Origin of the sequence: Exiguobacterium sp. HVEsp1 (assembly GCF_002009685.1) — a bacterium.
Lineage (GTDB): Bacteria > Bacillota > Bacilli > Exiguobacteriales > Exiguobacteriaceae > Exiguobacterium > Exiguobacterium profundum.
In genome coordinates this window covers 2,558,264-2,580,685 of sequence record NZ_KV917367.1, presented here as the reverse complement: position 1 = coordinate 2,580,685, position 22,422 = coordinate 2,558,264, and the positions used below count along the sequence as shown (strand labels likewise).

Below are 22,422 nucleotides of genomic sequence, written 5' to 3'. Positions count from 1 at the left end.
GATTAATCAGCCTGTACTGGTTCCGAGTTCGTCCGAGTAGAATACATGAATCATAATTTTCCCTAGCTTTTTCATATCGCTTTTGTTTATAATGAGGAGTGATGTTTAACTAGTGACGGAAAAGGAGTGTCCTTTAATGAATAAATCGTTGATTGATTTCGTTTATGAACTTCTCCAAGAAACTGGCGAACAGCCTGTTTCTTTTGATGAGATTCGCGAAAAAATCAAACAAAACTATACGTTTGCGAGTGAAGAGGAAGAACTCGAGAAAATCGCACAACTTTACACCGATTTGAACATCGACGGGTTGTTCGTCAACTTAGGAGCAAACCGTTGGGCGCTTCGTGTTTGGTACCCATTCGATAAGTCGGATGAGGATCTCGTCATCGAAGCACGTCAACGTGGTGAACTTGACGAATTCGAAGAAGAGTTCGAAGAAGCAGACGAAGGCATCGTCGATATCGAGGATGACTTGGATGTATTCGCAAAAGTTGAAGATTACGATTCATCTGAATTCGATGATGAGGACGAAGAAGAAAAAGTAGAAGGCCTTGACGATTTCAAGGACGATGACTTGGACGACGACCTCGATATCGAAGACGAGGATGATTTATAAGAGACCGCAAAAAAGCCGGGCATCGCGCCCGGCTAGGCGTGTCTCTTTTTCTTTTTTAGTCGTGTTCATCGACTTGAAAAAAAGAAAAAATAATATCTTGACGACTGCATCGTCTCTGGCGTAAATTAGTCATGGGCTAGTTTAGCACGTAACGATGCAGCAAAAGTGTCCTCCATTTTCGGGGGCACTTTTGCTTTTTTTGTTTTTTCGTTTCCCGATGGTTGGTATTCAAGAGAGGAGAAAGAAACATGACAAAGTACATTTTCGTAACAGGCGGGGTAGTATCTTCGCTCGGTAAAGGGATCACGGCAGCTTCGCTCGCGCGTCTACTCAAAAATCGAGGACTCAACGTCACGATTCAGAAGTTTGACCCATACATCAACATTGACCCAGGTACGATGAGCCCGTATCAACACGGAGAAGTATTCGTCACAGATGATGGCGCTGAGACTGACCTTGACCTCGGACACTATGAGCGCTTTATCGACATCAACTTGTCGCAAAACGCGAACGTCACATCAGGGCGCATTTATTCAACTGTCTTGAAGAAAGAGCGTCGTGGAGACTATAACGGTGGGACGGTTCAGGTCATTCCGCATATCACGAATGAAATCAAAGACCGTGTCTTCCGTGCAGGACGCGAGACGAACGCCGATGTCGTCATTACAGAGATTGGTGGAACAGTCGGGGATATCGAGTCCCTTCCGTTCATCGAAGCCATTCGCCAAGTGAAGAATGACATTGGGAAAGAGAACGTCATGTACGTCCACTGTACACTCGTCCCTTACCTTCGCGCAGCAGGTGAGATGAAGACAAAACCGACACAACACAGTGTCAAAGAGCTTCGCAGCTACGGAATTCAACCGGATATCATCGTTCTTCGTACGGAGCACGATATCCCAGAAGACATGCGTGAAAAAATCGCCCTCTTCTGTGATACACGCAAAGAAGCGGTCATCGAGGCGCAAGACGCATCGACACTTTATGAAGTACCACTCAACCTTCAAAAACAAGGAATGGACCAACTCGTCAACGACTACTTCGGTTTCAATTCACCGGCTGCTGACATGACGGCTTGGAAAGAACTCGTCCACACGGTCACACACCTTGAGAAGAAAGTGAAAATCGCACTCGTCGGGAAATATGTCGAATTGCGTGATGCGTATATCTCGGTCGCGGAAGCACTCAAACATGCGGGTTATGCGTTCAACGCGGATATCGACATCGACTGGGTCAACGCGGAAGACGTGACGGCTGAAAACGTCTCAGACATCCTCGGCGATGCGGACGGAATCCTCGTTCCAGGTGGATTCGGTGAGCGTGGAATCGAAGGGAAGATTGAAGCGACACGTTTTGCTCGTGAAAACAACGTCCCATTCTTCGGAATCTGTCTCGGGATGCAACTCGCGACGGTCGAGTTTGCCCGTAACGTCTTGAAGTTGGACGGCGCACATACTGCAGAAATCGATCCGTCGACACCGTATCCGATCATCGACCTTCTTCCAGAGCAAAAAGATATCGAGGATCTTGGGGGCACACTTCGTCTTGGACTTTATCCATGTAAACTCGAAAAAGGGACGAAAGCGCATGCGGCATACGATCAAGAACTCGTATACGAGCGTCATCGTCACCGTTATGAATTCAACAACGAATACCGTGAAGCGTTTGAAGCAGAAGGCTTCAAGTTCTCAGGTACGAGCCCAGACGGTCGTCTCGTAGAAATCATTGAGATTCCAGAACACAAGTGGTTCGTGGCATCACAGTTCCACCCAGAATTGATTTCGCGTCCAGAACGTCCACAACGTCTATTCCATGACTTCATCCAAGCATCACTTGGAGAATAAGTGATTGAAAGCCACGGTCCATTGCGGACCGTGGTTTTTCTACGTCAAAAGCATGAGAGGGAAAGCGCCTTCGGCAGGATACATCCCTATCACTTTGTGGGTACACTAGAAATAGAACGGGGAGAGGGTGAGGGCACATGAAAGAACGACATTCGATTTATCTTGGATATGGATTAGGGCTTGTCGCGCTCAGTCTGTTGCCGTTCGTCGTCTTGCCTTCCCTTTTATTGCCGTATCAACTTGGCTGGACAGGTGTTGTTTTACTCGCCCTCTCGGTCGGGTTACTTCGGGCGATTCGGGACGGCTCGAACGTCATCCTAAAGCAGATGTGGAAGATCACGTTCTCGCTCTTCTTAATTTTCGTTCTCGTCTATTATGTCTCGTTCGGACTCGTCCTTTATGACACATACGGATTGGATCGTCTATTAGCACAATATGAACGACAGGCGGTCTGGGTGTTTTCGGCATTTAGCTTTTTACAACCGATTGCCTTGCCGGTCCCGGAAGCGGTCAGTGTGCCGATTGGGAGTGTCGCGCTCGGACCGTTTCGTGCGGCTTTAGTCGGAAGCATCTCGACTACGCTTGGCATCTTTGTTATGTATGGGTTGGCCCGGTTTGGCCGAGGACGCATGATTCGTTGGGTCGATGAAGAGAAACTGAAGACATACGATCGATATGTCGATCGATACGGTCTTGGTGTATTGCTCGTGTTGTTCATCATTCCGATTTTGCCGGATGAGGTCATCTGTCTCGCTGCTGGGTTTAGTCGCGTGCCATTCCCGCGTTTTGCGGGCATCGCGTTCGGGGCAAAACTCGTCACGTCGTTCGGACTTGCCTACTCTGTCTCCATCGGACAATTGTTTATGACCGATTCGAGTCCAATCGCGATCGCTTCTGTCATGGCAAGTGTGATTGTCTTGATTCTTGCGTTCATTTGGCGCAAACGAAAAAAAGGAGATTCGAACGGGACACAAGAATAAAGTAAGGACGATCTATAGAGAGGAAGACAACATGCGACAAGATCAAGAAGTGGTCATTCGACCGATTGAAAAACAAGACTTAGTCCGACTATGGGAATTGATTTACCGGGATGCAACACCGGAGTGGAAACAATGGGACGCTCCTTACTTCGAACATAAGGCGATGTCCTACGAAGAGTTTCAGCAAATCGAGCAGTCGCTCATTCAAAAAAAAGACATGTGGGTCATTGAGGTCGATGGAACCGTATATGGGACCGTTTCTTACTATTTCGAAGATGCCGGACGAGAATGGCTCGAGATGGGCATCATCCTGCATCAGTCCGACCGCTGGAATCGTGGTGTCGGGACGCGTGCCCTTCGCTTATGGACCGAGCATCTATTTGAGACGCTACCCGTTGTCCGTGTCGGCTTGACGACGTGGTCCGGGAATGAACGGATGATGCGGGTCGCTGAAAAAGTAGGGATGCAACTCGAAGGTCGAATCCGTCAAGTGCGTGTCGTGAACGAGAAGCGCTATGATTCGATTCGGATGGGTATGTTACGCGAAGAATGGATGAAGACAGGTACGCCGTCTATGTGAACTACTCACCACTTATTTGCTTTGCAAATTGAAGTGGGAGCTTCTTGGAAAGACCGTGCTCCTACCGCCACGGTTATGGACCAAGCTCGTCGGGCAGTCCCTGCCCTGAAGGGTTGTCAGTCGGCCAACATCAACAGGTTGATGCTCGCGTTGATGTCACGGTCATGGTGCGCGCCACAGGCACACGTCCATTCACGGACATCCATCGTCTTCTTCTGACCTTTCTTGCCGCAAGAAGAACAGATTTGGGTCGATGCGTACCAGGGGTCTGCCTTGATGAGCGTCCGTCCGTAGAAGTTTGATTTGTATTCGAGTTGTCGGACGAACTCGTACCAACTGACATCTGCAATCGATTTGGTGACCTTGTGGTTCTTCATCATGTCCTTCGACTTCAATGTCTCCACGACGATGACTTGGTTCTCGTCAACGATCCGTCTCGACAGCTTGTGAAGGAAGTCCTTGCGTTGGTTGGCGATTTTCTCGTGTCTCTTGGCGAGGATCAGCCTGGCTTTTTCACGATTCTTGCTTCCGATCTTCTTGCGTGACAGCGCGCGCTGTGCCTTCTTGACCTTTTCTTCGGACTTACGAAGGAAACGTGGGTTTTCGATCTTCTCCGAGACCATCGCGTCGTTCGTCATGACGGCGAAATGTTCCAGGCCGAGATCAATCCCGACTTTGTGCTCGACTGGAATCCATGGTGCATCGTCCTGTTCGACGAGGATGGAGATGAAGAACTTGCCCGTCCTCGTCATCGAGACCGTCGCCGACCGGATGACGCCCTCGAACGGGCGATGTTGTGTGAACCGCACGAACCCGATTTTAGGAAGTCTCACCTTGCCGTTCTCGATGCGGATCGTACCGTGCTGGTTGTTCGTCGTGTAGGAGGCGCGCGACCGCCGTCTCGATTTGAAGGCCGGGAAGCCGCCCGTCCCGGCGAAGAACTTCGCGAACGCGGTGTCGAGGTTCAGCTTTGCGTTCGCGAGCGCGAGGCTGTCCGCCTCGGCGAGGAACGGGAACAGTGGCTTGTAGGAGGCGGGTGTCGCCGGTTTCCGTCTCGTCACGATCCCCGCTTTCGCCTCATCGCGGATGGCGATGCGGTCCTCGAGCAGCTTGTTGTAGATGAACCGGGCGCAGCCGATCGTCTTGATGAGGAAATCGGCCTGTGCGGGCGTCGGGTGGAGCCTGTATGTGTAACCTTTCAGCATGTCCGTCCCTCCTCCCTCCAGAAGATCGTGATGTATCCTCCTCGTCCGATACCCGCGGAAGGGGAGGGAGAATCTGACGGAATCACGAACTTTTGTTCGTCCTATCTGTCACAGGGGGAAAAGACTTTTGGACCGGGTGATTCATCTCCCACCCACGCTGGGCTACGCCCCGAGACGCTTAGAGGAGGGAGAATTCTCGCCTACTTTTGTTAAAGACGACGTACCTGTTTTGTATGATTTTGTATATATTTGTCGCCATATTGACGATTTCATTCGTGAAGAGTTTGATACAATCGAATCGATTGAATGAAATAGGAGAGAATAAGAATGAGACGACACATGTTAGTTATTATGACGTTATTGATTGGGATGGGTACATGGTATTACATCGCGGGAGCCGCCCCAACGATTAAAGAAGTTCCGACACCATCCTTTACCGGACAATACCCCGGGTTACATTTAACGGTAGAGAGTGAACAAGCGAAAAGATATACGACATCAATCTCAGTTCCGAGAACGGATTATGAAATGCTAAACGAGGAGCTGGATGCATTCATTTTAGAAAAGAAAGAAGCATTTCAACACAACCTCACCCCTAGTCACGGTCAAACGGGTCACTTAAATATTCAGACCGATACATATCAAACGAATGAGGGAGAATATACGCTAGTCGTTCATACTTATGCATTCACTGGTGGTGCGAATGGTCAAACCACTGTCGACGTATTTCGGATGAACCTTTCGGACGGAACGTTCATTGAATGGGATGATGTCTTACGTGATGACCAACATGCATTAGAATGGTTCAAGCATAGCGTCATCACACAATTACAACATCGAGAATACGTGTTTGAGAATCAGTTACGTGAAGCGATTAAACATCCTAAATCGACGAAGTGGATACTGACGTCCTCTGGTCTAGATGTCATATTTGACGAGTATGAAGTGGCAGCGGGAGCGGCAGGTGTGGTAGAAGTTCATATTCCAATGAAGGAAGTTGAGCCGTTTTTGTTATCCAAATTAGATACGCCCACTACACAAGAAGAAGATTCTCCAATCATGAATCCCTCAAATAAGCCGCTTGAACCTAATGGGAAGTATGTTGCACTGACATTTGATGATGGACCACATCCAATCGTGACACCTCACATCCTTGAGACGCTTGAGAAATACCAAGCGCGTGCTACGTTCTTTATGTTAGGGAGTCAGATGGAATTCTATCCTGATGTAGCGAGACAAGTAGCGTTGTCAGGTCATGAGCTAGCAAATCATACTGAACATCACCCGGATTTGACACAATTGTCTGAGAAGGGAGTCAAAGAGGAACTCGAACAGGTTGATGGACGAATTGAGAGGCTTACGGGACAACGCCCATCATTGGTTCGTCCACCATACGGGGCTAAAAATGAAATGATTGAACAGATCATTCAGACAAAGGAGCAGACCCTTGCACTATGGACGGTCGATTCTCTTGATTGGAGTCACCGTAATGCCGATCAAATGTATCGCTTGATTATGGACAATGTCCATCCAAGTGCTGTTGTCTTGATGCATGATATTCATGAGTCCACAGCTGAAGGGTTGCCGAAAGTTCTCGATGCGCTGAAACGTGAAGGGTACACGTTTGTGACGATGAGTGAGCTCTTGACGTTGAAATAGTAAATGAACCCGCCGTGATAAACGGCAGGTTCATTTTTTTATTTCACTTCTTGATCTTTAATTGGGAACCAACCGGCACGTGTCGTGATGGCGTTCCATAGCGGAGCTGGGACAGCGAGTTCGGCTTGTTTGTTCAAGTCGAGTTCTGTCTCGATCTCGTCTTCGCGGTCCGATTTCACTTTTTCGAGCCATTCTGGATCGATGATCAGTTCGCGACCGAGTGCGGCAAAATCGACGACGTCGAGTGCGTCTTCCACTTGGGCCGGACGTTGGAGTTGCCCGACTCCGATGAGTGGGATGGCACCATTGATTCGATTGGCGATGCGGTCTATCGAACGCTCCGTGACATTCTCGTCACGCATGGAAGCTGTGTTGAAGTTCCAGAGAGAAGCGTGAATATAATCGACGCCCTCTTCTAAAATCATATCGAGTAACACATCCGTGTCGTCGAGTGTGATTCCTGGCTCTTCGATTTCTTCCGGTGAGAAACGATAGCCGACTAAGAAGTCTTCTGCATCTGCAGCTGCTTCTTTCACACGACGAATGACTTCGCGTGGGAACGTCAAACGTCCGTGGACATCACCGCCGAAGCGATCTTCACGGCGATTTGAATGCGGTGAGAAGAATTGTTGAATCAAGTAGGTGTTCGCTCCGTGAATCTCAACTCCGTCAAATCCGGCTTCGATGGCCCGACGCGTCGCTTCACCGAACGCCTCAATGATGGCTTCGACTTCTGACGTCTCGAGGGCACGTGGTGTGACGGCACCTTCTCGGACCGGTGCGACGGCACTTGCACTGACAGGTTGTTCGTTCGGGACGAGTTCAGGTGGTGACATCCGTCCAGCGTGGAAAATTTGAAGGATGGCTTTTGCGCCTTCTGCTTTTAAACTTTCCGCCAATTGACGGAGACCTGGGATGAATTTGTCGTCATTGACCCCGAATGCGTTCGGGAATCCTTTCCCGTCTTCTGTCACGTACGCGCAAGCCGTGATGGCGAGCCCGACGTTTTGCGCCCGCTTCCGATAGTAGGCGAGCTCATGCTCGGATACTTCGCCCGTTGGCTCTGATGAGTAATGTGTCATCGGTGCCAATACGAGGCGGTTCGGTACTTCGACGCCATTTTTGAACTGAAAAGGTTGTAACATACGTTTCATCTGAAATCCTCCTTCAACATGATACCTTGAAGTCTAAGCTTCTCGACTCAAAAATGCGAGTCGGATGCTTGTGAATGAACACATTACAGATTGCGCAAGCGTAAGAGATGATTGAACTGAAAAGAATAGGGTATAATACAGGAGAAAAGTTGATATTCGGTTCGAGACAATAGAGAGACCACAACAGAAGGGGGAAGCCTTGTTTTTGTTGTGGTCTCTTTTTCTATTCACTGAACCGTACTTACTATAGGAGGGAATAAGATGGAAATCAGAAATTTCTCAGCGAAAGAACGAGCGAAACGATACGAACAACTGACAAGCGAACGTCATGACGTTCTTGTTGTCGGTGGAGGGATTACCGGAGCGGGGATTGCGCTCGATGCGTCGTCGCGTGGGATGAAGACAGCGGTTCTCGAAATGCAAGACTTTGCGGCCGGGACGTCAAGCCGTTCGACGAAACTTGTTCACGGGGGACTCCGCTATTTGAAACAATTTGAAGTGGCGCTCGTCGCAGAAGTCGGGAAAGAGCGTGCCATCGTGTATGAGAACGGTCCTCATGTCACGACACCGGAACAGATGCTGTTACCGATGCACAAGGGAGGCACGTTTGGCCCCTTCTCAACTTCAATCGGACTCATGGTGTATGACTTCCTTGCAGGCGTCAAACGGGCAGAACGGCGCATGATGCTCAAACCGAATGAAGTCATCAAAAAAGCACCGCTCGTCAAAAAAGATGACTTAGTCGGTGGTGGATACTACGTCGAGTATCGAACGGATGATGCACGATTGACAATCGAAGTGGCGAAAGAGGCCGCGAATCATGGTGCGCTTCTCATGAACTATGCGAAAGTGACCGGACTGATTTATGAGAACGGCAAAGTAGCCGGTGTACACGTCGAAGACCAAATCGATGGGTCGACATATGACGTCTATGCGAAAAAAATCATCAATGCGACTGGTCCATGGGTCGATGAGTTACGGGAAGAAGACAACTCGAAAAAAGGCAAACAGCTTCGTTTGACGAAGGGAATTCACCTCGTCATCGATCAATCGAAATTCCCACTCAAACAGGCAATTTATTTCGACACACCAGACGGGCGCATGGTCTTTGCCATTCCACGCGGAAACAAAGCATATGTCGGAACGACGGATACGTTCTTCGATAAAAACAAAGCGCATCCACGCATGACGACAGAGGACCGCGATTATATTTTGGATGCGATCCATTATATGTTCCCGGACGTCCATGTCACAGCAGACGATGTGGAATCGAGCTGGGCGGGTATTCGTCCGTTGATCTATGAGGAAGGAAAGGACCCTTCTGAAATTTCACGTAAGGACGAAATTTGGCAGTCAGACAGCGGCTTGATCACGATTGCCGGCGGTAAATTGACAGGATATCGGAAGATGTCAGAAACAGTCGTCGACCTCGTCGCCAAATTGTTGAAAGAAGAAGAAGGCGTCGTTTACTTGGCGAGCCGGACGAAGCATATGCCGATGTCAGGTGGTCACGTCGGCGGTTCGAAAGGATTCAAAGACTTCCTTGAGAAGAAAACGAAAGAACTTCAAAATCACGGTCTCGACGCGGGGCACGCGGAAGAACTCGTCCGTCTATACGGTTCGAATATTGACCGCGTCATCGAGCGGATGGACTCGAACGCGTATGACTTGCCAGAGGTCGTCTATGCACAGTTGATTTATGGCATTGAAGAAGAATCGGTCGTTCGTGCCATCGACTTCTTGATTCGTCGGACCGGAGCGATGTTCTTTGATATCGATTTCGTACGTCAACACAAAGACGGTGTCCTTCGCTGCATGGCCGACGTCTTCAAATGGTCGGATGAGCGTTTGAAAGAAGAGCGTGAAGAGGTCGAGAAGGAGATTGAAATCGCAGTTGTGCCTGTGACTGTCGAATCGTAATGCACTGTATCGAAGGAAAGGTTCATTCTAAACAGGATGAACCTTTTTTGTGGCATGGTTTCGTCGATTCGGAATAACGGTATACCTCATAAGTAGTGATTCTTAGATTGAGGGAGAACTTTTTATGAAACGAAATCTCGTTGCCATCCTATTGATTGGCATTCTATTAGTAGTAGGGTGGCGTTATGTCGATCCCAATCGATTATTGGCCGATGTTTATTATGTCAAAGTCCCAAGTGCAGAAGTGGCGACACAAACTTCATCCGGTTATCGCTATGATCTCATCGGATACGACGAGGATGGAAAAAAACGTCCTCTGTCGATTGCCACTTCGGGGTTGTTACCGGAAGGAAACTATCTGCGGGTATTCGTGAAAGAAGAAGATGCGGAAGTGACCGACTACGAGCAGGTGAATGTCCTAGACGTACCTGAACAGTTGAAGGAAGAACAGGAAGAAGACAATTCCGAGCCATCGTTCCCTTGATTTCAAAAGATAGACGTCGCGAAAAAGAGATGAGTTTGGTAAGGTTAAATTGTTTGAATATGGTAAACGATGAATGAAAGAAGGGACATGCATGTCACGGATGTTAATAGCAGATGACCAGGACGGAATTCGTACGATGCTCGCGCAAGTGTTCACGAACATGGGTGTAGACGTGGACACGGCGCAAGACGGCATCAGCGCCTGGGGGTTTTTAGAGCGGGAACAATATGATTTGGTATTGCTCGATATGAATATGCCTCGTATGTTTGGACATGAAGTATTGCGTCGCATGCGCGAGAAACCGTTAGACACACCTGTCATGATCATGACGGCGTTTGGGGAGGAAGCGGTGATTGAAGAAGTGCGCCGTCTCGGAATCACAGCACAATTTGAGAAACCGTTTGATATTTATGGAATGATTGAAAAAGTGAAAGAAGTCTTGAAAATTTGACGTTTCGTCACCAAGATGACATATGTAAACGCTTGCGCTAAGCCATTTCTATGCCCGAATATCATAGGCACATGTTTTACGGTGTGTTATAATGGGAACGAATTGCACGGGGGAACTTTTCCCAAACGTGTATAATAGCGAACAGACAGGAGGATGTCATTATGCCATTAGTATCAATGACAGAAATGCTTAACAAAGCATTCGAAGGCAAGTATGCAGTCGGCCAATTCAACATCAACAACCTCGAGTGGACGCAAGCGATTCTTCGCGCTGCGGAAGACGAGAAATCACCAGTAATCCTCGGTGTATCAGAAGGTGCAGCGAAGTACATGGGTGGCTTCACGACAGTTGTCAAAATGGTTGAAGGTCTTATGCACGACTACAACATCACTGTTCCAGTTGCAATCCACCTTGACCACGGTTCTTCATTCGATAAGTGTAAAGCAGCGATCGACGCTGGTTTCACGTCAGTCATGATCGACGGTTCACACCACCCGATTGATGAAAACATCGAAATGACGAAACAAGTTGTCGAGTACGCGCACGCTAAGGGTGCTTCTGTTGAGGCAGAAGTCGGTACAGTTGGCGGCGAAGAAGACGGCGTTATCGGTGGCGTACAATACGCTGACCTCGATGAGTGTGTACGTGTTGTCAAAGAAGCGAAAGTGGATGCACTTGCTGCAGCACTCGGTTCTGTACACGGTGAATACCAAGGCGAGCCGAAACTTGGCTTCAAAGAGATGGAAGAAATCGCAAACGCGACACAAACTCCACTCGTTCTTCACGGCGGATCAGGTATTCCTGAGCACCAAATCAAAAAAGCAATCGAGCTCGGCCACAGCAAAATCAACGTCAACACTGAGTGCCAACAAGAATGGACTCGTGCGGTACGTGAGAAAATTGCTGCTGATGCAAAAGTATATGACCCACGTAAAATTATCGGACCTGGTATCGAAGCGATTTATAACGTCGTTACTGGCAAGATGCGTGAGTTTGGTTCAAGCAACCAAGCTTAATCCTGTCCTGAAAGGCTGACTCTTTTGTAGAGTCAGCCTTTTTTTGATGATTTAGGGAACGTATACATATATGGTGAAAAAAGGGGGGAGTCTTTGTGATTTATAACGAGCGACCGACAGAATTGTTTTGGCGAATCTTTTATGTATATGGAGCAGTCGTGTTGATTGGTCTTTCTTTAGCATTAGCCGCCGCCCCACTCATTTTAATTTATTATTATCCGGTACCTTGGCTTATTCCATTGTTAGTCTTAGTCGCCATCGGTGGGTTTGGGGTGTATTGGTTTACGAACACATTCCGTCGTTTATTTTGGAAAGAACGGAATCACTCTAGATACGAAATGACCGCAACGAGCATCGAGGGTGTGACGTATCGGCATGAACCGGGCGAGTCGGTCGAGCAATCATTTCCAATCTCAGCGATTCGACAAATCGTCTTCTTCCCGGCGATTGTCCGAAAGACACAGCCGTCTCCGACGGTTCGGATTGGTCGGCCTACGGTAGAGTACACTCCGATGCTATCGATTATGACAAAAGATGATGCCATGGAAATCTTGTTCGATCAACGTGATCTGGTTGCCTTTGATCAATGGATAAAATCTTTCCATGAGCAGGGAATTCCGCTATTTTACACACCAAAAGAATTGTATTGGATTGGTGCGAATATCTCGACACGACGTGAGCGATTTGAACGGTTGAGTCGTCCGGAAGAAATCGTTCCATTTGTCTACACCGGCGACCTTGTGGCAGATGAGCAGACGGCAGCAACGAATTGGATTGAAACCCACGGATTGGAACGTTTGAAAGAAGGACCACACCAAGCATACTATGTGAAGCAAAGTAAAATTATGAAATGGTCATTTTTCGGGACGCTCGCTGGGATTGGCCTTGTCGTAGGATCGATGCTTGCAATCGCATCGTTGACGTAAAGGGTATAGCAATTCGACATGACTTTCCTCATAATAGAGATTGTAAGCGATCACAAATTAAGGAGGAGACACATATGCGTTTTTTCATTGACACAGCAAATGTGGAAGACATTAAAAAAGCTCATCAAATGGGCGTCATTGGAGGCGTGACGACGAATCCATCGCTCGTCGCCAAAGAAGGTGTCGATTTCCATACAAGACTTCGTGAAATCTGTGAGATCGTCGGGGATCTCTCGGTCAGCGCCGAAGTTATTGCACTCGATGCGTCGGGTATGGTGGAAGAAGGAAAGGAACTTGCCGCCATCGCGCCGAATATTACGGTAAAGGTACCGATGACACCAGCGGGGATGCAAGCGGTAAAACAGTTCAAGGAGCTTGGAATCAAGACAAACGTCACGCTCATCTTTAACGCCAACCAGGCCTTACTTGCGGCACGTGCCGGGGCATCATACGTTTCTCCATTCATCGGACGCTTGGATGACATCGGACAAGATGGGCTTGATTTAGTTGAGACCATTGCGAACATCTTCGCAATCCATGGCATCGAGACAGAAATTATCGCAGCATCTGTGCGTCATCCGGTTCACGTGACAAAAGCTGCACTCCTTGGGGCTGACATTGCCACAGTCCCTTACAAAGTTATCGAACAAATGATGAAACATCCGCTCACAGACAAAGGCATTGAGCAGTTTTTAGCGGATTGGAACAACGCTCAATCCAAATAAGTCCGTCGTAGAAAGGTTTTGATCAGCGTGGAAATTCTCCATATCGTTGGGCAGCAAAAACTAGAAGGAACCGTCGAGATTAGCGGAGCGAAACAGAGCGCTCTCCCTTGCCTTGTGGCTGCACTTCTCACGGAAGAGTCGGTGACGATTGAAAACGTTCCGATGATTGAAGACGTGGAAGTGATGGTCAATTTGTTAAAAGAGTTAGGGGTTCGAGTAGAGCGGGATGGCGAACGAATGACGATTCATTCGAATGAAGCAGTCGCAATGCCTCTCCTCGGTTCTGAGACGCGCAAAGTCCGTGCCGCTGTCTATTTACTCGGGGTCTTCGCGGCTCGCTTTGGAAAAGGGGCGGTTGGGTTACCTGGAGGATATGCGATTGGTCCACGGCCGATTGACTTACATTTGAAAGCGTTGGAACGTCTCGGCATTCATGTTGAGAATGAATCAGGTCTCTATCATGTCCGGGTCGATGAACTTGTTGGGAATCGAATTTACTTGGACTTGCGGTCGTTTGGGGCAACCGTGAGTGCAATGCTTGCGGCTGTTCTAGCGACAGGGACGACGGTCATCGAAAACGCGGCTTGCGATCCGGAAGTCGTCGATGTGGCGACCATGCTCACATCGATGGGTGCACATGTGAGTGGGGCAGGAACGGATGAGATTCGAATTAAAGGGGTGGAACGCCTCCACGGTTGTACGCACACACTCATTCCAGATCGTCTCGAAGCCGGAACGTTCATGATGTTCGGTGCAGTGTCCGGTCGTGTGACCGTCCAACCGGTCATTCCGACACATCTCGAAGGGGTCATTCAAAAACTGTTGGATTTCGGAGCGGACGTCGAGGTCGGTGAGGAGTCAATTACCGTGACGGCGAACCAATTCATGCCAACAGATATTCGGGTATTCCATTACTCGGGGTATCCGAGCGACTTGCAACCGGTGATGACGGCAGCCTTATTAAAAGCTGACGGAACGAGTGTTGTCACCGATAAATTGTATGCGCAACGATTCCGCCACATCGCCGAGATGCGACGGATGAATGCGCAAATTACACTGGAGGATGCATCGGCTGTGATTCGTGGCGGCAATAAGCTGGCGAACGCAGAGATGGAATGCACCGATGCACGGAGTGCCGCGGCCCTGGTACTGTCAGCGCTCCAAGCTTCTGGTGAATCGACGCTACTACATGCGGAACGACTGAATGATTCGTATGTCGACTTTGTCGGCAAATTCAAACAACTCGGTGCGCTCGTTTGGGTGGAGGAACAAACCGAGGTATAAAGGGGAGATTTCGGGTGGAACGAAGTTTATCGATGGAACTGGTTCGGGTGACAGAAGCGGCGGCACTTGCTTCAGCCCGTTGGATGGGACGAGGATTGAAAGTCGAAGCGGATGATGCGGCAACGACGGCCATGCGCGACGTATTTGACACGATTCCGATGAAAGGGATTGTCGTCATCGGTGAAGGGGAGATGGATGAGGCCCCGATGCTATACATCGGAGAAAAAGTCGGAAATGGCTACGGTTCTCGTCTCGATGTCGCAGTCGATCCGTTAGAAGGGACAAACATCGTAGCGACCGGAACGTGGGGAGCACTTGCGGTTCTCGCGGTCGCGGATGCAGGCGATCTCCTTCATGCTCCAGACATGTACATGGATAAAATTGCCGTCGGACCGGAAGCGGCAGGTCTCGTCAGTCTCGACAACTCGATTGAAGAGAACATTGAAATCGTGGCGAAAGCGAAGAAGAAAAACGTGGAAGATGTCGTCGTCACGATTTTACATCGGGACCGTCACGAAGAAACCATTCAACGTGTCCGCGCGACCGGTGCGCGAATCAAATTGATTCCGGACGGGGACGTCGCCGCGGCCATCAACACCGCTTTCCCGAAAACGGGTGTCGATTTGTTGCTCGGTTCAGGCGGGGCGCCAGAAGGTGTCATCGCTGCAGTCGCAATGAAGTGTTTAGGTGGAGACTTCCAAGGGCGTTTGCTCCCGGAAGATGAAGCGCAGAAACAACGTTGCCATGACATGGGAATCGAAGATACGGATCGAATCCTCCTCCTCAATGATTTGGTGAAAGGTGAAGATTGTATCTTTGCGGCGACCGGCGTCACAGATGGTGAGCTGTTACGTGGAGTCCAATTCACGTCACAAGGCGGACAGACCCATTCGGTCGTCATGCGTGCCAAGTCCGGTACCGTTCGTTTCGTCGAAGGGAACCACTCACTTAAGAAAAAACCAAAAATGGTCATGAAACCAGAATGATCAGAAGTCGTGGATGTGAAAACGTCCACGACTTTTTTGTGGTGAAAGCGTCAGAAAACGGGAATGGATAGTCAGGAGGTGGGTGTGATGATTCAGGTTGAAGGACTCGTCAAAACATTCAAGGATGTTCCAGCTGTCGATGACGTGTCATTTTTCGTGAAAGAAGGAGAAATCTTTGCGTTTTTAGGTCCGAACGGTGCGGGTAAATCGACGACGGTGCAAATGTTGACGACACTCGTGAGACCGACATCTGGAGCGGCACGTGTCAATGGATTCGATGTCGTTAAACAAGAAAAAGATGTCCGATTATCGATTGGAGTTGCCTTACAAGAAACAGGAATCGATAAAGTGTTGACGGGACGAGAGCTCCTTGTCTTACAAGGGCGTTTGTTTAAGATGTCGAATGAAGAGGCGCAACGTCGAGCCGATGAGTTACTCGAAGTCGTTTCACTGACGGATGCGGCCGATCGCCGGAGTGGTACCTATTCCGGTGGGATGCGACGACGTCTCGACTTGGCTCTCACACTCGTCCATCGTCCGACGGTCTTGTTTTTAGACGAACCGACGACCGGACTCGATCCGGCGAGCCGAATCGAAATTTGGAATGAAGTACGCCGATTGAACGAGGAATTCGGGACGACGATTTTTTTAACGACCCAATACTTAGAGGAAGCAGATGAGTTGGCTGACCGGATTGCAATCATCAATCACGGGAAGATTGTAAGTGAAGGAACGGCCGAGGAATTGAAACAGCTCGTCGGTGGAGAGACGATTTCGATGGACTTCGCTACAGAATCTGAAGCTACCCTTGCCGCGACGCGATTTCATACATCTTCGAATGGCACACATGTATCGTTTGAGTTACGTGACATGACGTTGACTGAGATTATTCGTTCCTTGGATGAACAAGGGTTGCAGCCTGAACGATTGACTGTCAAGCAACCATCGCTCGATGATGTATTCTTGAAAGTGACAGGCGAATCGTATGAAGGAGGCGAGATCCGTGTGGACTGAGACATGGCTATTCACGAAACGGAGTTTGCTGACGACTATTCGAAATCCGTTTTCATTCATCCCGAACTTGATCATTTCTGTATTCTTTTTACTTGTGTATACGAGTGGCTTGTCGAGCGTGGCCTCGTTGCCTCAGTTCGAAGGGAGCGACTATTTGAATTTCATCTTACCCGTATCCATTGTTTCAGGTGCAGTCGGGGGAGCGGGAGGCACGGGTCAGGCACTTGTCCGAGATATTGAGAGTGGCTATTTCGCAAGGCTCTTGTTGACACCGGCGACCCGTACGGCGATTGTGCTCGGACCGATGATTGCGGGGATGTTGCAGTTACTCGTCCAAACGCTACTTATTTTTGCTGTCGCGTTTCTCCTAGGTCTCACGATTCCAGTCGGGGCAATCGGTTTCTTCTTCACAGTACTGCTCGCGATTGGATTTGGACTTGGTTTCGCAGGATATTCAGTAGGTGTCGCCTTGAAGACACGAAATGCACAAGCGGCACAGGCAGGGACGTTGTTGTTCTTTCCTTTAATTTTCCTGTCGACGACGTTCGTTCCGAAAGAATTGATTGAAGCCGAATGGTTGAAAGTGGCGGCGACGTTCAATCCAACCACGTATATTTTCGAAGGGATGCGGGCAGTTCTGACGCAGCCGCGGGTACGATGAGTGTACTCATGATCGTCTTTGCTTGCGGCGACGAACGCGAGAGGGGCATTGAAGCAAAAATAAAACGACTCGGTTTCGATGAACCGAGTCGTGATGTTGTATTAAAGGTATGATCCAGCGCCAACGTAGCGTGGTGCCCAGTAACCAGAAGTGAAGCTCGCGTATTTCACGCCGCCTGTTTCTGAGTTGATCATTTGTGTTTTGCTAAGTGCCATTCCGACGTGTTGAATCGTTCCGCCTGAATGTGAGAAGAAGACGAGGTCACCCGCTTGGATCGATGATTTCGAGATTTTCTTTGCGCTTGAGTATTGCTGACGTGAAGAACGTGGAAGTGTTTTTCCGATTGCTTTCTTGTACACGTGACCAGTATATCCTGAGCAGTCAAACCCTGAAGTTGTTGTTCCACCATAGCGATACGGTGTTCCGAGATATTTCTTCGACTCAGCGACGAGTTTCGAACGTTTGCTTGAAGATGACGTTGAGACCGTTGTTGATGTCGACGTGTTCGCTTTCAAGTACGTGAACGTTGAAGATGCTGAGATGTAACGGTGTGTGCCTTTGTAGTTGATTTTGTAGAACGAACCGGATTTACCAAGGTATGTATAGCGTTGACCTTTATCCATTTTCGCGACGACTTTCGATGACGTAAGTGACGGGGCAGTACGGATGTTCAAACCGTTTACTTTCGAGTAAGCAAATGTACCGGTAGCGGCTTCTGCTTGTTCACCTGTTGAGAACATAAGACCCGAGAAAGCGACAGTGGCAGCGACGACGATTGATGCAATACGCTTTAACATTGTATAAATCCCTCCGTTTTTTAAAATCAAGACATTCGTATATGACAAATCGAGTAATTTTTATGGTAGAGCACAAGCTGCGGGATATACCCGGTTTCCTGTGCAAATAAACTATATCATGCGCAAGACCGATAGCATTTTTCAATCGCAAGTCAAAAAAGCAGTTTCTTGTAACAAAAATGAAACAATATGTGGATATAGCACTTATTTTGTTACAAAACGATCTTTTACTGTGTAAGGATTTGTACAAGAGGGAAACGATTGAACAAGAGGTGAATTTTGCACGGTGACGGCACGGGCAAAATATGGTTAGATGATGGCAGAACAAATGAATCAAGTTGAATGCTTCTTGTAATGAAATGTAGAAAGATAGGTGACTTGAATGAGTCAACAGACAGAACCGACAAAGAACTATACACTTCGTGAGCTTGAAACGAAGACGTTGAAAGAATTATATGAAATTGCCAAAGAAGTCAAAGTACCGAACTTTCGAGAAGCGCGTAAGCGTGAGCTCATGTTCCGTATTTTGAAATCACAGGCTGAATCAAAAGATTTATACTTCCTCGAAGGTATTTTAGAGATCATCCCACCGAATCCACAGTCTCAAAATGATGGCGGATTTGGATTCCTCCGACCAATCAACTATTCTCAATCTTCCGAAGACATCTATATCGCCGCATCGCAAATTCGTCGCTTTAATCTTCGAAACGGGGACCTTGTCACAGGAAAGGTCCGTAAACCGAAGGAGAATGAACGGTTCCAAGGTTTGTTGAGTGTTGAAGCGGTCAATGGAGAGTCGACGGACTCGACGCGTTCGCGTGATTATTTCCCGGCATTGACACCGATTTATCCAGAACAACAGATGGTGCTCGAGACAGAGCCGACCCATCTTTCGGTTCGTGTCATGGATATGATCGCACCAGTAGGGTTTGGCCAACGCGGGTTGATTGTGGCACCACCAAAAGCGGGGAAAACGTCGCTTTTAAAAGAAATTGCCAACTCGATCACGACGAATCATCCGAACGTCGAATTAATCATTCTTCTAATCGATGAACGACCAGAGGAAGTGACGGATATTCAACGCTCTGTACCGGATGCGGACGTGGCGTTCTCGACTTTTGATGAGACGCCGGAAAACCATGCGCGTATTTCAGAACTCGTTCTCGAACGCGCGATGCGTCTCGTGGAACATAAGAAAGACGTGGTCATCCTACTCGATTCCATCACACGCTTGACGCGTGCGTACAACCTGTCTGTTCCACCGAGCGGACGGACACTCTCGGGGGGGATTGACCCGGCGGCGTTCCACAAACCGAAAAAGTTCTTCGGAGCGGCACGGAATATCGAGGATGGAGGTAGCTTGACGATCCTCGCGACAGCGCTCGTCGATACCGGATCACGAATGGACGACGTCATCTATGAAGAGTTCAAAGGAACAGGGAACATGGAACTGCATCTGGACCGGAAATTGGCAGAGCGCAGGATCTTCCCTGCAATCGATATTCGTCGCTCGGGAACACGGAAAGAAGAGTTGCTACTCGGGAAGGACGAACTCGATTCGCTCTGGACAATTCGTCGTACGATGAACGAGTCTCCAGACTTCATCGAACAGTTCTTACGCCGCGTCCGTGAGACGAAAACAAACCTCGACTTTTTTGCTGCGCTAGAGGCGGATAAGAAAAAAAGACGACCGGTGAAAAAAACGAAAACAGACTTGTAAAACCTATAGTAGGGTGATATTATATTCTAGTGAACTTTCTCTAGGTTGAAAGAATACTTAGGGCCGAAGGAGTTGAAAAGCAATGAAACAAGGAATCCACCCAGAATACCGTAAAGTCGTATTCATGGACTCGACGACAGAATTCAAATTCATCACTGGTTCAACTCGTTACTCTAACGAGACAATCACGATGGAAGATGGAAACGAGTACCCACTCATCCGTGTCGATGTATCTTCTGATTCGCACCCGTTCTACACAGGTCGCCAGAAATTCGCATCTGCAGATGGTCGTATCGAGCGCTTCAACAAGAAATACCAACGTTAATCGTAAAGTTGTATGCTCACCGCCTAGGGATTGCCCTTGGCGGTTTTTTGTTGCATCGACACGGGTAAAGAGACGAAAGACTGTCGTGAGGGGGTTGTTATGGAATTTATACTCATTAGTATCAGCTTGTTGATCGGGGTCGGCATCATGTCCCAATGGTTGGCATGGCGTTATCAAATCCCAGCAATCATCATTATGACGCTCGCTGGAGTATTGGCCGGTCCAATCCTCGGGCTGTTCGACCCACGTGAATTATTTGGGGATTTATATAGTCCGATCATTTCGTTTGCGGTCGCCATCATCTTATTTGAAGGAAGTCTTGGGCTTCATTTTAGCGAAATCAATCAGTTCCGACGGTCGATTGTCCGCATTGTCACGATTGGAGTCGCGCTCTCGTTTGTCGGGATGTCGCTACTTATTCAATATGTTGGAGGATTACATTGGGTCGTTGCCTGGACGATGGGGGCGCTCTTCGTCGTGACGGGTCCGACTGTCGTCATTCCGTTGTTACGTCAGGCACATTTGAAAGATCGGGTCGGAGCGATTTTGAAGTGGGAAGGCATCATTGTCGATCCTGTCGGAGCATTACTCGGACTCTTCGTCGTTCGACTCGGATACATCGTATACGAAGGTATGGATTTATGGATGCAACTCCTCTTTGCAGGTGCCTGTATTTTAGGGATTGGACTCGGTTACTTGTTCGGTCATCTCTTGATGGGATGGTTTGTGGCAGAAAAAGTACCTCGCTATCTCCGTGCCTCGGTTACGTTGACGGCTGTCCTCGTCTTATTCTCACTCAGTGAGCTTATGATGCATGAAGTCGGGCTGCTCGCCGTTACGGCGATGGGGATGACGATGGCCAATACGAAGCATCGGGATGAAGAAATCATCGAAGAACTGCAATCATTCAAAGAGGATATTTCCATCTTACTCATCTCGTCTGTCTTCATCTTGTTGACGGCATCTCTGTCCCGGGCCGAGCTGTTGAACATTTTCCAATGGCCACTCCTCTTGACGATTGCGGGCATTCTCTTCTTGGTTCGCCCAGTTGCGATTTACTTGTCGACCATCGGTGGAGGTTTGCCGCTGGCGGAACGAGGATTCATCGGCTGGATTGCGCCGCGCGGGATTGTCGCGATGACGGTCGCTGGATTCTTTGCTGAAGAAGTCGCGCATCTTGGGATTGACGATGCGAAGCAAATGTTGCCGCTCACACTCGGTCTCGTCTTCATTTCCGTTACATTGCACGGTCTCACGATTCGACCGCTCGCGCGAAAATTGAAATTAATCGATGAACAAAAAGAGGCGAACGCTGATGAATAAAGGACGGAGTTCTTTCAATCAACATTTAGGAGAAGTCAACCCTTTTCCTCAACTCGAAAGATAGGTATAATCGGAAAGCGATTATCGATGGAGAGGGCGAAGAACAATGATGCATGTGACGAACCGATATGGTTGGATTGAAGTGATTTGTGGGAGTATGTTTTCGGGGAAGTCGGAGGAATTGATTCGCCGAGTCCGCCGTGCTCATTATGGAAAGATTCCGGTCCAAGTGTTCAAACCAGCAATCGACGACCGGTATCATGAAGAGAACGTCGTCTCACATACGGGGAATTCGGTCGTGGCCGTGCCGATCGCATCGAGCCAAGAATTATATGATGCCGTTCGTGAAGAAACACAGGTTATCGCGATTGACGAGGTGCAATTCTTTGATGAAGGAATTGTAGACGTCATCGAACAACTTGCGAACGAAGACAAACGCGTCATCTGCGCTGGGCTCGATATGGACTTTCGAGGCGAACCGTTCACGATGATGCCTGAACTGTTGTCACGCGCGGAGTTTGTGACGAAATTACAGGCCATCTGTTTGTCATGCGGCGCACCTGCTTCACGGACACAGCGTCTGATTGACGGGCAACCGGCTCGGTATGAGGACCCGGTCATCTTGGTGGGGGCTTCCGAGTCTTACGAACCACGATGCCGACATTGTCATGATGTACCGAATAAACCACATCCGGTCCGCCATACGGTGGTAGACTGATGAATCGACGGACCGCCCTCGGCGGTCCGTTTTT

Annotated in this window: 23 protein-coding genes; 20 read left to right on the top strand and 3 right to left on the bottom strand. The window is 48.7% G+C overall.

Translation table 11 applies throughout. From position 1 onward, the window contains the following. Positions 1-136 precede the first annotated feature (136 nt). From rpoE to BV910_RS13140, 4 genes are all read left to right on the top strand, one after another. Positions 137-616 (top strand): DNA-directed RNA polymerase subunit delta, encoded by a 480-nt coding sequence (rpoE, locus tag BV910_RS13155; RefSeq protein ID WP_074035668.1) that lies wholly within the window; start codon positions 137-139, stop codon positions 614-616. A 248-nt stretch (positions 617-864) separates the two neighbouring features. Next, positions 865-2,460, top strand: a complete 1,596-nt coding sequence (locus BV910_RS13150) for a CTP synthase (protein ID WP_074035670.1) — start codon at positions 865-867, stop codon at positions 2,458-2,460. Between the two features lie 137 nt (positions 2,461-2,597). Beyond that, positions 2,598-3,440: a TVP38/TMEM64 family protein gene (locus BV910_RS13145; RefSeq protein ID WP_078147688.1), complete on the top strand. Its 843-nt coding sequence runs from the start codon at positions 2,598-2,600 to the stop codon at positions 3,438-3,440. A gap of 31 nt (positions 3,441-3,471) precedes the next feature. Next, positions 3,472-4,020, top strand: coding sequence for a GNAT family N-acetyltransferase (locus tag BV910_RS13140; RefSeq protein ID WP_078147687.1), 549 nt, complete (start codon positions 3,472-3,474; stop codon positions 4,018-4,020). A 116-nt stretch (positions 4,021-4,136) separates the two neighbouring features. Here BV910_RS13140 and tnpB read toward each other — a convergent pair whose 3' ends face one another. Continuing rightward, positions 4,137-5,225 (bottom strand): IS200/IS605 family element RNA-guided endonuclease TnpB, encoded by a 1,089-nt coding sequence (gene tnpB / locus BV910_RS13135; RefSeq protein WP_078147686.1) that lies wholly within the window; start codon positions 5,223-5,225, stop codon positions 4,137-4,139. 127 nt (positions 5,226-5,352) lie between these two features. Between tnpB and BV910_RS13130 the strand changes: the two genes are divergently transcribed. Both BV910_RS13130 and BV910_RS13125 read left to right on the top strand, forming a co-directional pair. After that, positions 5,353-5,535, top strand: a complete 183-nt coding sequence (locus BV910_RS13130) for a hypothetical protein (RefSeq protein WP_078147685.1) — start codon at positions 5,353-5,355, stop codon at positions 5,533-5,535. A gap of 17 nt (positions 5,536-5,552) precedes the next feature. Further along, positions 5,553-6,884, top strand: a complete 1,332-nt coding sequence (locus BV910_RS13125) for a polysaccharide deacetylase family protein (RefSeq protein WP_078147684.1) — start codon at positions 5,553-5,555, stop codon at positions 6,882-6,884. Between the two features lie 38 nt (positions 6,885-6,922). Here the strand turns inward: BV910_RS13125 and BV910_RS13120 are convergent, their stop codons facing one another. Next, positions 6,923-8,038 (bottom strand): NADH-dependent flavin oxidoreductase, encoded by a 1,116-nt coding sequence (locus BV910_RS13120; RefSeq protein WP_078147683.1) that lies wholly within the window; start codon positions 8,036-8,038, stop codon positions 6,923-6,925. A 261-nt stretch (positions 8,039-8,299) separates the two neighbouring features. On the opposite strand from BV910_RS13120, the gene BV910_RS13115 reads away from it, so the two are divergent. The 10 genes from BV910_RS13115 (at position 8,300) to BV910_RS13070 (ending at position 17,505) form a co-directional block, all read left to right on the top strand. Then, positions 8,300-9,958, top strand: coding sequence for a glycerol-3-phosphate dehydrogenase/oxidase (locus tag BV910_RS13115; protein WP_078147682.1), 1,659 nt, complete (start codon positions 8,300-8,302; stop codon positions 9,956-9,958). Positions 9,959-10,082: 124 nt separating this feature from the next. Continuing rightward, on the top strand, positions 10,083-10,442 hold the full coding sequence (locus tag BV910_RS13110) for a YxeA family protein (RefSeq protein ID WP_078147681.1): 360 nt from the start codon (positions 10,083-10,085) through the stop codon (positions 10,440-10,442). A 91-nt stretch (positions 10,443-10,533) separates the two neighbouring features. Continuing rightward, the gene (locus BV910_RS13105) at positions 10,534-10,893 is read left to right on the top strand and encodes a response regulator (RefSeq protein ID WP_078147680.1); all 360 of its coding nucleotides are present in this window, start codon (positions 10,534-10,536) and stop codon (positions 10,891-10,893) included. 161 nt (positions 10,894-11,054) lie between these two features. Beyond that, positions 11,055-11,909 carry a class II fructose-1,6-bisphosphate aldolase gene (gene fba, locus BV910_RS13100; RefSeq protein ID WP_078147679.1) on the top strand — a complete coding sequence of 285 codons (855 nt, stop codon included), beginning with the start codon at positions 11,055-11,057 and terminating at the stop codon, positions 11,907-11,909. A gap of 95 nt (positions 11,910-12,004) precedes the next feature. Further along, positions 12,005-12,835, top strand: a complete 831-nt coding sequence (locus BV910_RS13095) for a hypothetical protein (RefSeq protein WP_078147678.1) — start codon at positions 12,005-12,007, stop codon at positions 12,833-12,835. A 74-nt stretch (positions 12,836-12,909) separates the two neighbouring features. Further along, positions 12,910-13,560 (top strand): fructose-6-phosphate aldolase, encoded by a 651-nt coding sequence (gene fsa, locus BV910_RS13090; protein WP_078147677.1) that lies wholly within the window; start codon positions 12,910-12,912, stop codon positions 13,558-13,560. Between the two features lie 27 nt (positions 13,561-13,587). After that, on the top strand, positions 13,588-14,844 hold the full coding sequence (murA, locus tag BV910_RS13085) for a UDP-N-acetylglucosamine 1-carboxyvinyltransferase (protein WP_078147676.1): 1,257 nt from the start codon (positions 13,588-13,590) through the stop codon (positions 14,842-14,844). Between the two features lie 14 nt (positions 14,845-14,858). Then, entirely contained in the window at positions 14,859-15,830 is a 972-nt protein-coding gene (gene glpX / locus BV910_RS13080) for a class II fructose-bisphosphatase (RefSeq protein ID WP_031422214.1), read from the top strand. 87 nt (positions 15,831-15,917) lie between these two features. Continuing rightward, positions 15,918-16,844: an ATP-binding cassette domain-containing protein gene (locus BV910_RS13075; RefSeq protein WP_078147675.1), complete on the top strand. Its 927-nt coding sequence runs from the start codon at positions 15,918-15,920 to the stop codon at positions 16,842-16,844. Beyond that, complete coding sequence (locus BV910_RS13070) at positions 16,834-17,505, top strand: ABC transporter permease (RefSeq protein WP_240499859.1); 672 nt, start codon at positions 16,834-16,836, stop codon at positions 17,503-17,505. Before BV910_RS13075 ends, BV910_RS13070 begins: the two co-directional genes overlap by 11 nt. 101 nt (positions 17,506-17,606) lie before the next feature. Here BV910_RS13070 and BV910_RS13065 read toward each other — a convergent pair whose 3' ends face one another. Beyond that, positions 17,607-18,302, bottom strand: a complete 696-nt coding sequence (locus BV910_RS13065; RefSeq protein ID WP_078147674.1) for a C40 family peptidase — start codon at positions 18,300-18,302, stop codon at positions 17,607-17,609. Positions 18,303-18,684: 382 nt separating this feature from the next. Here BV910_RS13065 and rho point away from each other — a divergent pair, with 382 nt between their 5' ends. The 4 genes from rho (at position 18,685) to BV910_RS13045 (ending at position 22,388) form a co-directional block, all read left to right on the top strand. After that, on the top strand, positions 18,685-20,022 hold the full coding sequence (rho, locus tag BV910_RS13060; RefSeq protein WP_078147673.1) for a transcription termination factor Rho: 1,338 nt from the start codon (positions 18,685-18,687) through the stop codon (positions 20,020-20,022). 82 nt (positions 20,023-20,104) lie between these two features. After that, positions 20,105-20,347 (top strand): type B 50S ribosomal protein L31, encoded by a 243-nt coding sequence (locus BV910_RS13055; RefSeq protein ID WP_012727387.1) that lies wholly within the window; start codon positions 20,105-20,107, stop codon positions 20,345-20,347. Between the two features lie 99 nt (positions 20,348-20,446). Further along, positions 20,447-21,670: a cation:proton antiporter gene (locus tag BV910_RS13050; protein WP_078147672.1), complete on the top strand. Its 1,224-nt coding sequence runs from the start codon at positions 20,447-20,449 to the stop codon at positions 21,668-21,670. A gap of 106 nt (positions 21,671-21,776) precedes the next feature. Next, a complete protein-coding gene (locus BV910_RS13045) occupies positions 21,777-22,388 on the top strand; it encodes a thymidine kinase (RefSeq protein ID WP_012727385.1) in 612 nt (203 codons plus the stop codon). Positions 22,389-22,422 lie beyond the last annotated feature (34 nt).

Bases quoted from the DNA above. Each gene is read 5' to 3' on its own strand.
- BV910_RS13140 (WP_078147687.1), top strand. From the start codon at position 3,472: ATGCGACAAGATCAAGAAGTGGTCATTCGACCGATTGAAAAACAAGAC.
- BV910_RS13075 (WP_078147675.1), top strand. From the start codon at position 15,918: ATGATTCAGGTTGAAGGACTCGTCAAAACATTCAAGGATGTTCCAGCT.
- BV910_RS13105 (WP_078147680.1), top strand. From the start codon at position 10,534: ATGTCACGGATGTTAATAGCAGATGACCAGGACGGAATTCGTACGATG.
- BV910_RS13120 (WP_078147683.1), bottom strand. From the start codon at position 8,038: ATGAAACGTATGTTACAACCTTTTCAGTTCAAAAATGGCGTCGAAGTA.
- BV910_RS13065 (WP_078147674.1), bottom strand. From the start codon at position 18,302: ATGTTAAAGCGTATTGCATCAATCGTCGTCGCTGCCACTGTCGCTTTC.
- rho (WP_078147673.1), top strand. From the start codon at position 18,685: ATGAGTCAACAGACAGAACCGACAAAGAACTATACACTTCGTGAGCTT.
- fsa (WP_078147677.1), top strand. From the start codon at position 12,910: ATGCGTTTTTTCATTGACACAGCAAATGTGGAAGACATTAAAAAAGCT.
- BV910_RS13050 (WP_078147672.1), top strand. From the start codon at position 20,447: ATGGAATTTATACTCATTAGTATCAGCTTGTTGATCGGGGTCGGCATC.
- BV910_RS13145 (WP_078147688.1), top strand. From the start codon at position 2,598: ATGAAAGAACGACATTCGATTTATCTTGGATATGGATTAGGGCTTGTC.
- tnpB (WP_078147686.1), bottom strand. From the start codon at position 5,225: ATGCTGAAAGGTTACACATACAGGCTCCACCCGACGCCCGCACAGGCC.
- BV910_RS13150 (WP_074035670.1), top strand. From the start codon at position 865: ATGACAAAGTACATTTTCGTAACAGGCGGGGTAGTATCTTCGCTCGGT.
- BV910_RS13125 (WP_078147684.1), top strand. From the start codon at position 5,553: ATGAGACGACACATGTTAGTTATTATGACGTTATTGATTGGGATGGGT.
- BV910_RS13115 (WP_078147682.1), top strand. From the start codon at position 8,300: ATGGAAATCAGAAATTTCTCAGCGAAAGAACGAGCGAAACGATACGAA.
- rpoE (WP_074035668.1), top strand. From the start codon at position 137: ATGAATAAATCGTTGATTGATTTCGTTTATGAACTTCTCCAAGAAACT.
- fba (WP_078147679.1), top strand. From the start codon at position 11,055: ATGCCATTAGTATCAATGACAGAAATGCTTAACAAAGCATTCGAAGGC.
- BV910_RS13045 (WP_012727385.1), top strand. From the start codon at position 21,777: ATGATGCATGTGACGAACCGATATGGTTGGATTGAAGTGATTTGTGGG.
- BV910_RS13055 (WP_012727387.1), top strand. From the start codon at position 20,105: ATGAAACAAGGAATCCACCCAGAATACCGTAAAGTCGTATTCATGGAC.
- BV910_RS13110 (WP_078147681.1), top strand. From the start codon at position 10,083: ATGAAACGAAATCTCGTTGCCATCCTATTGATTGGCATTCTATTAGTA.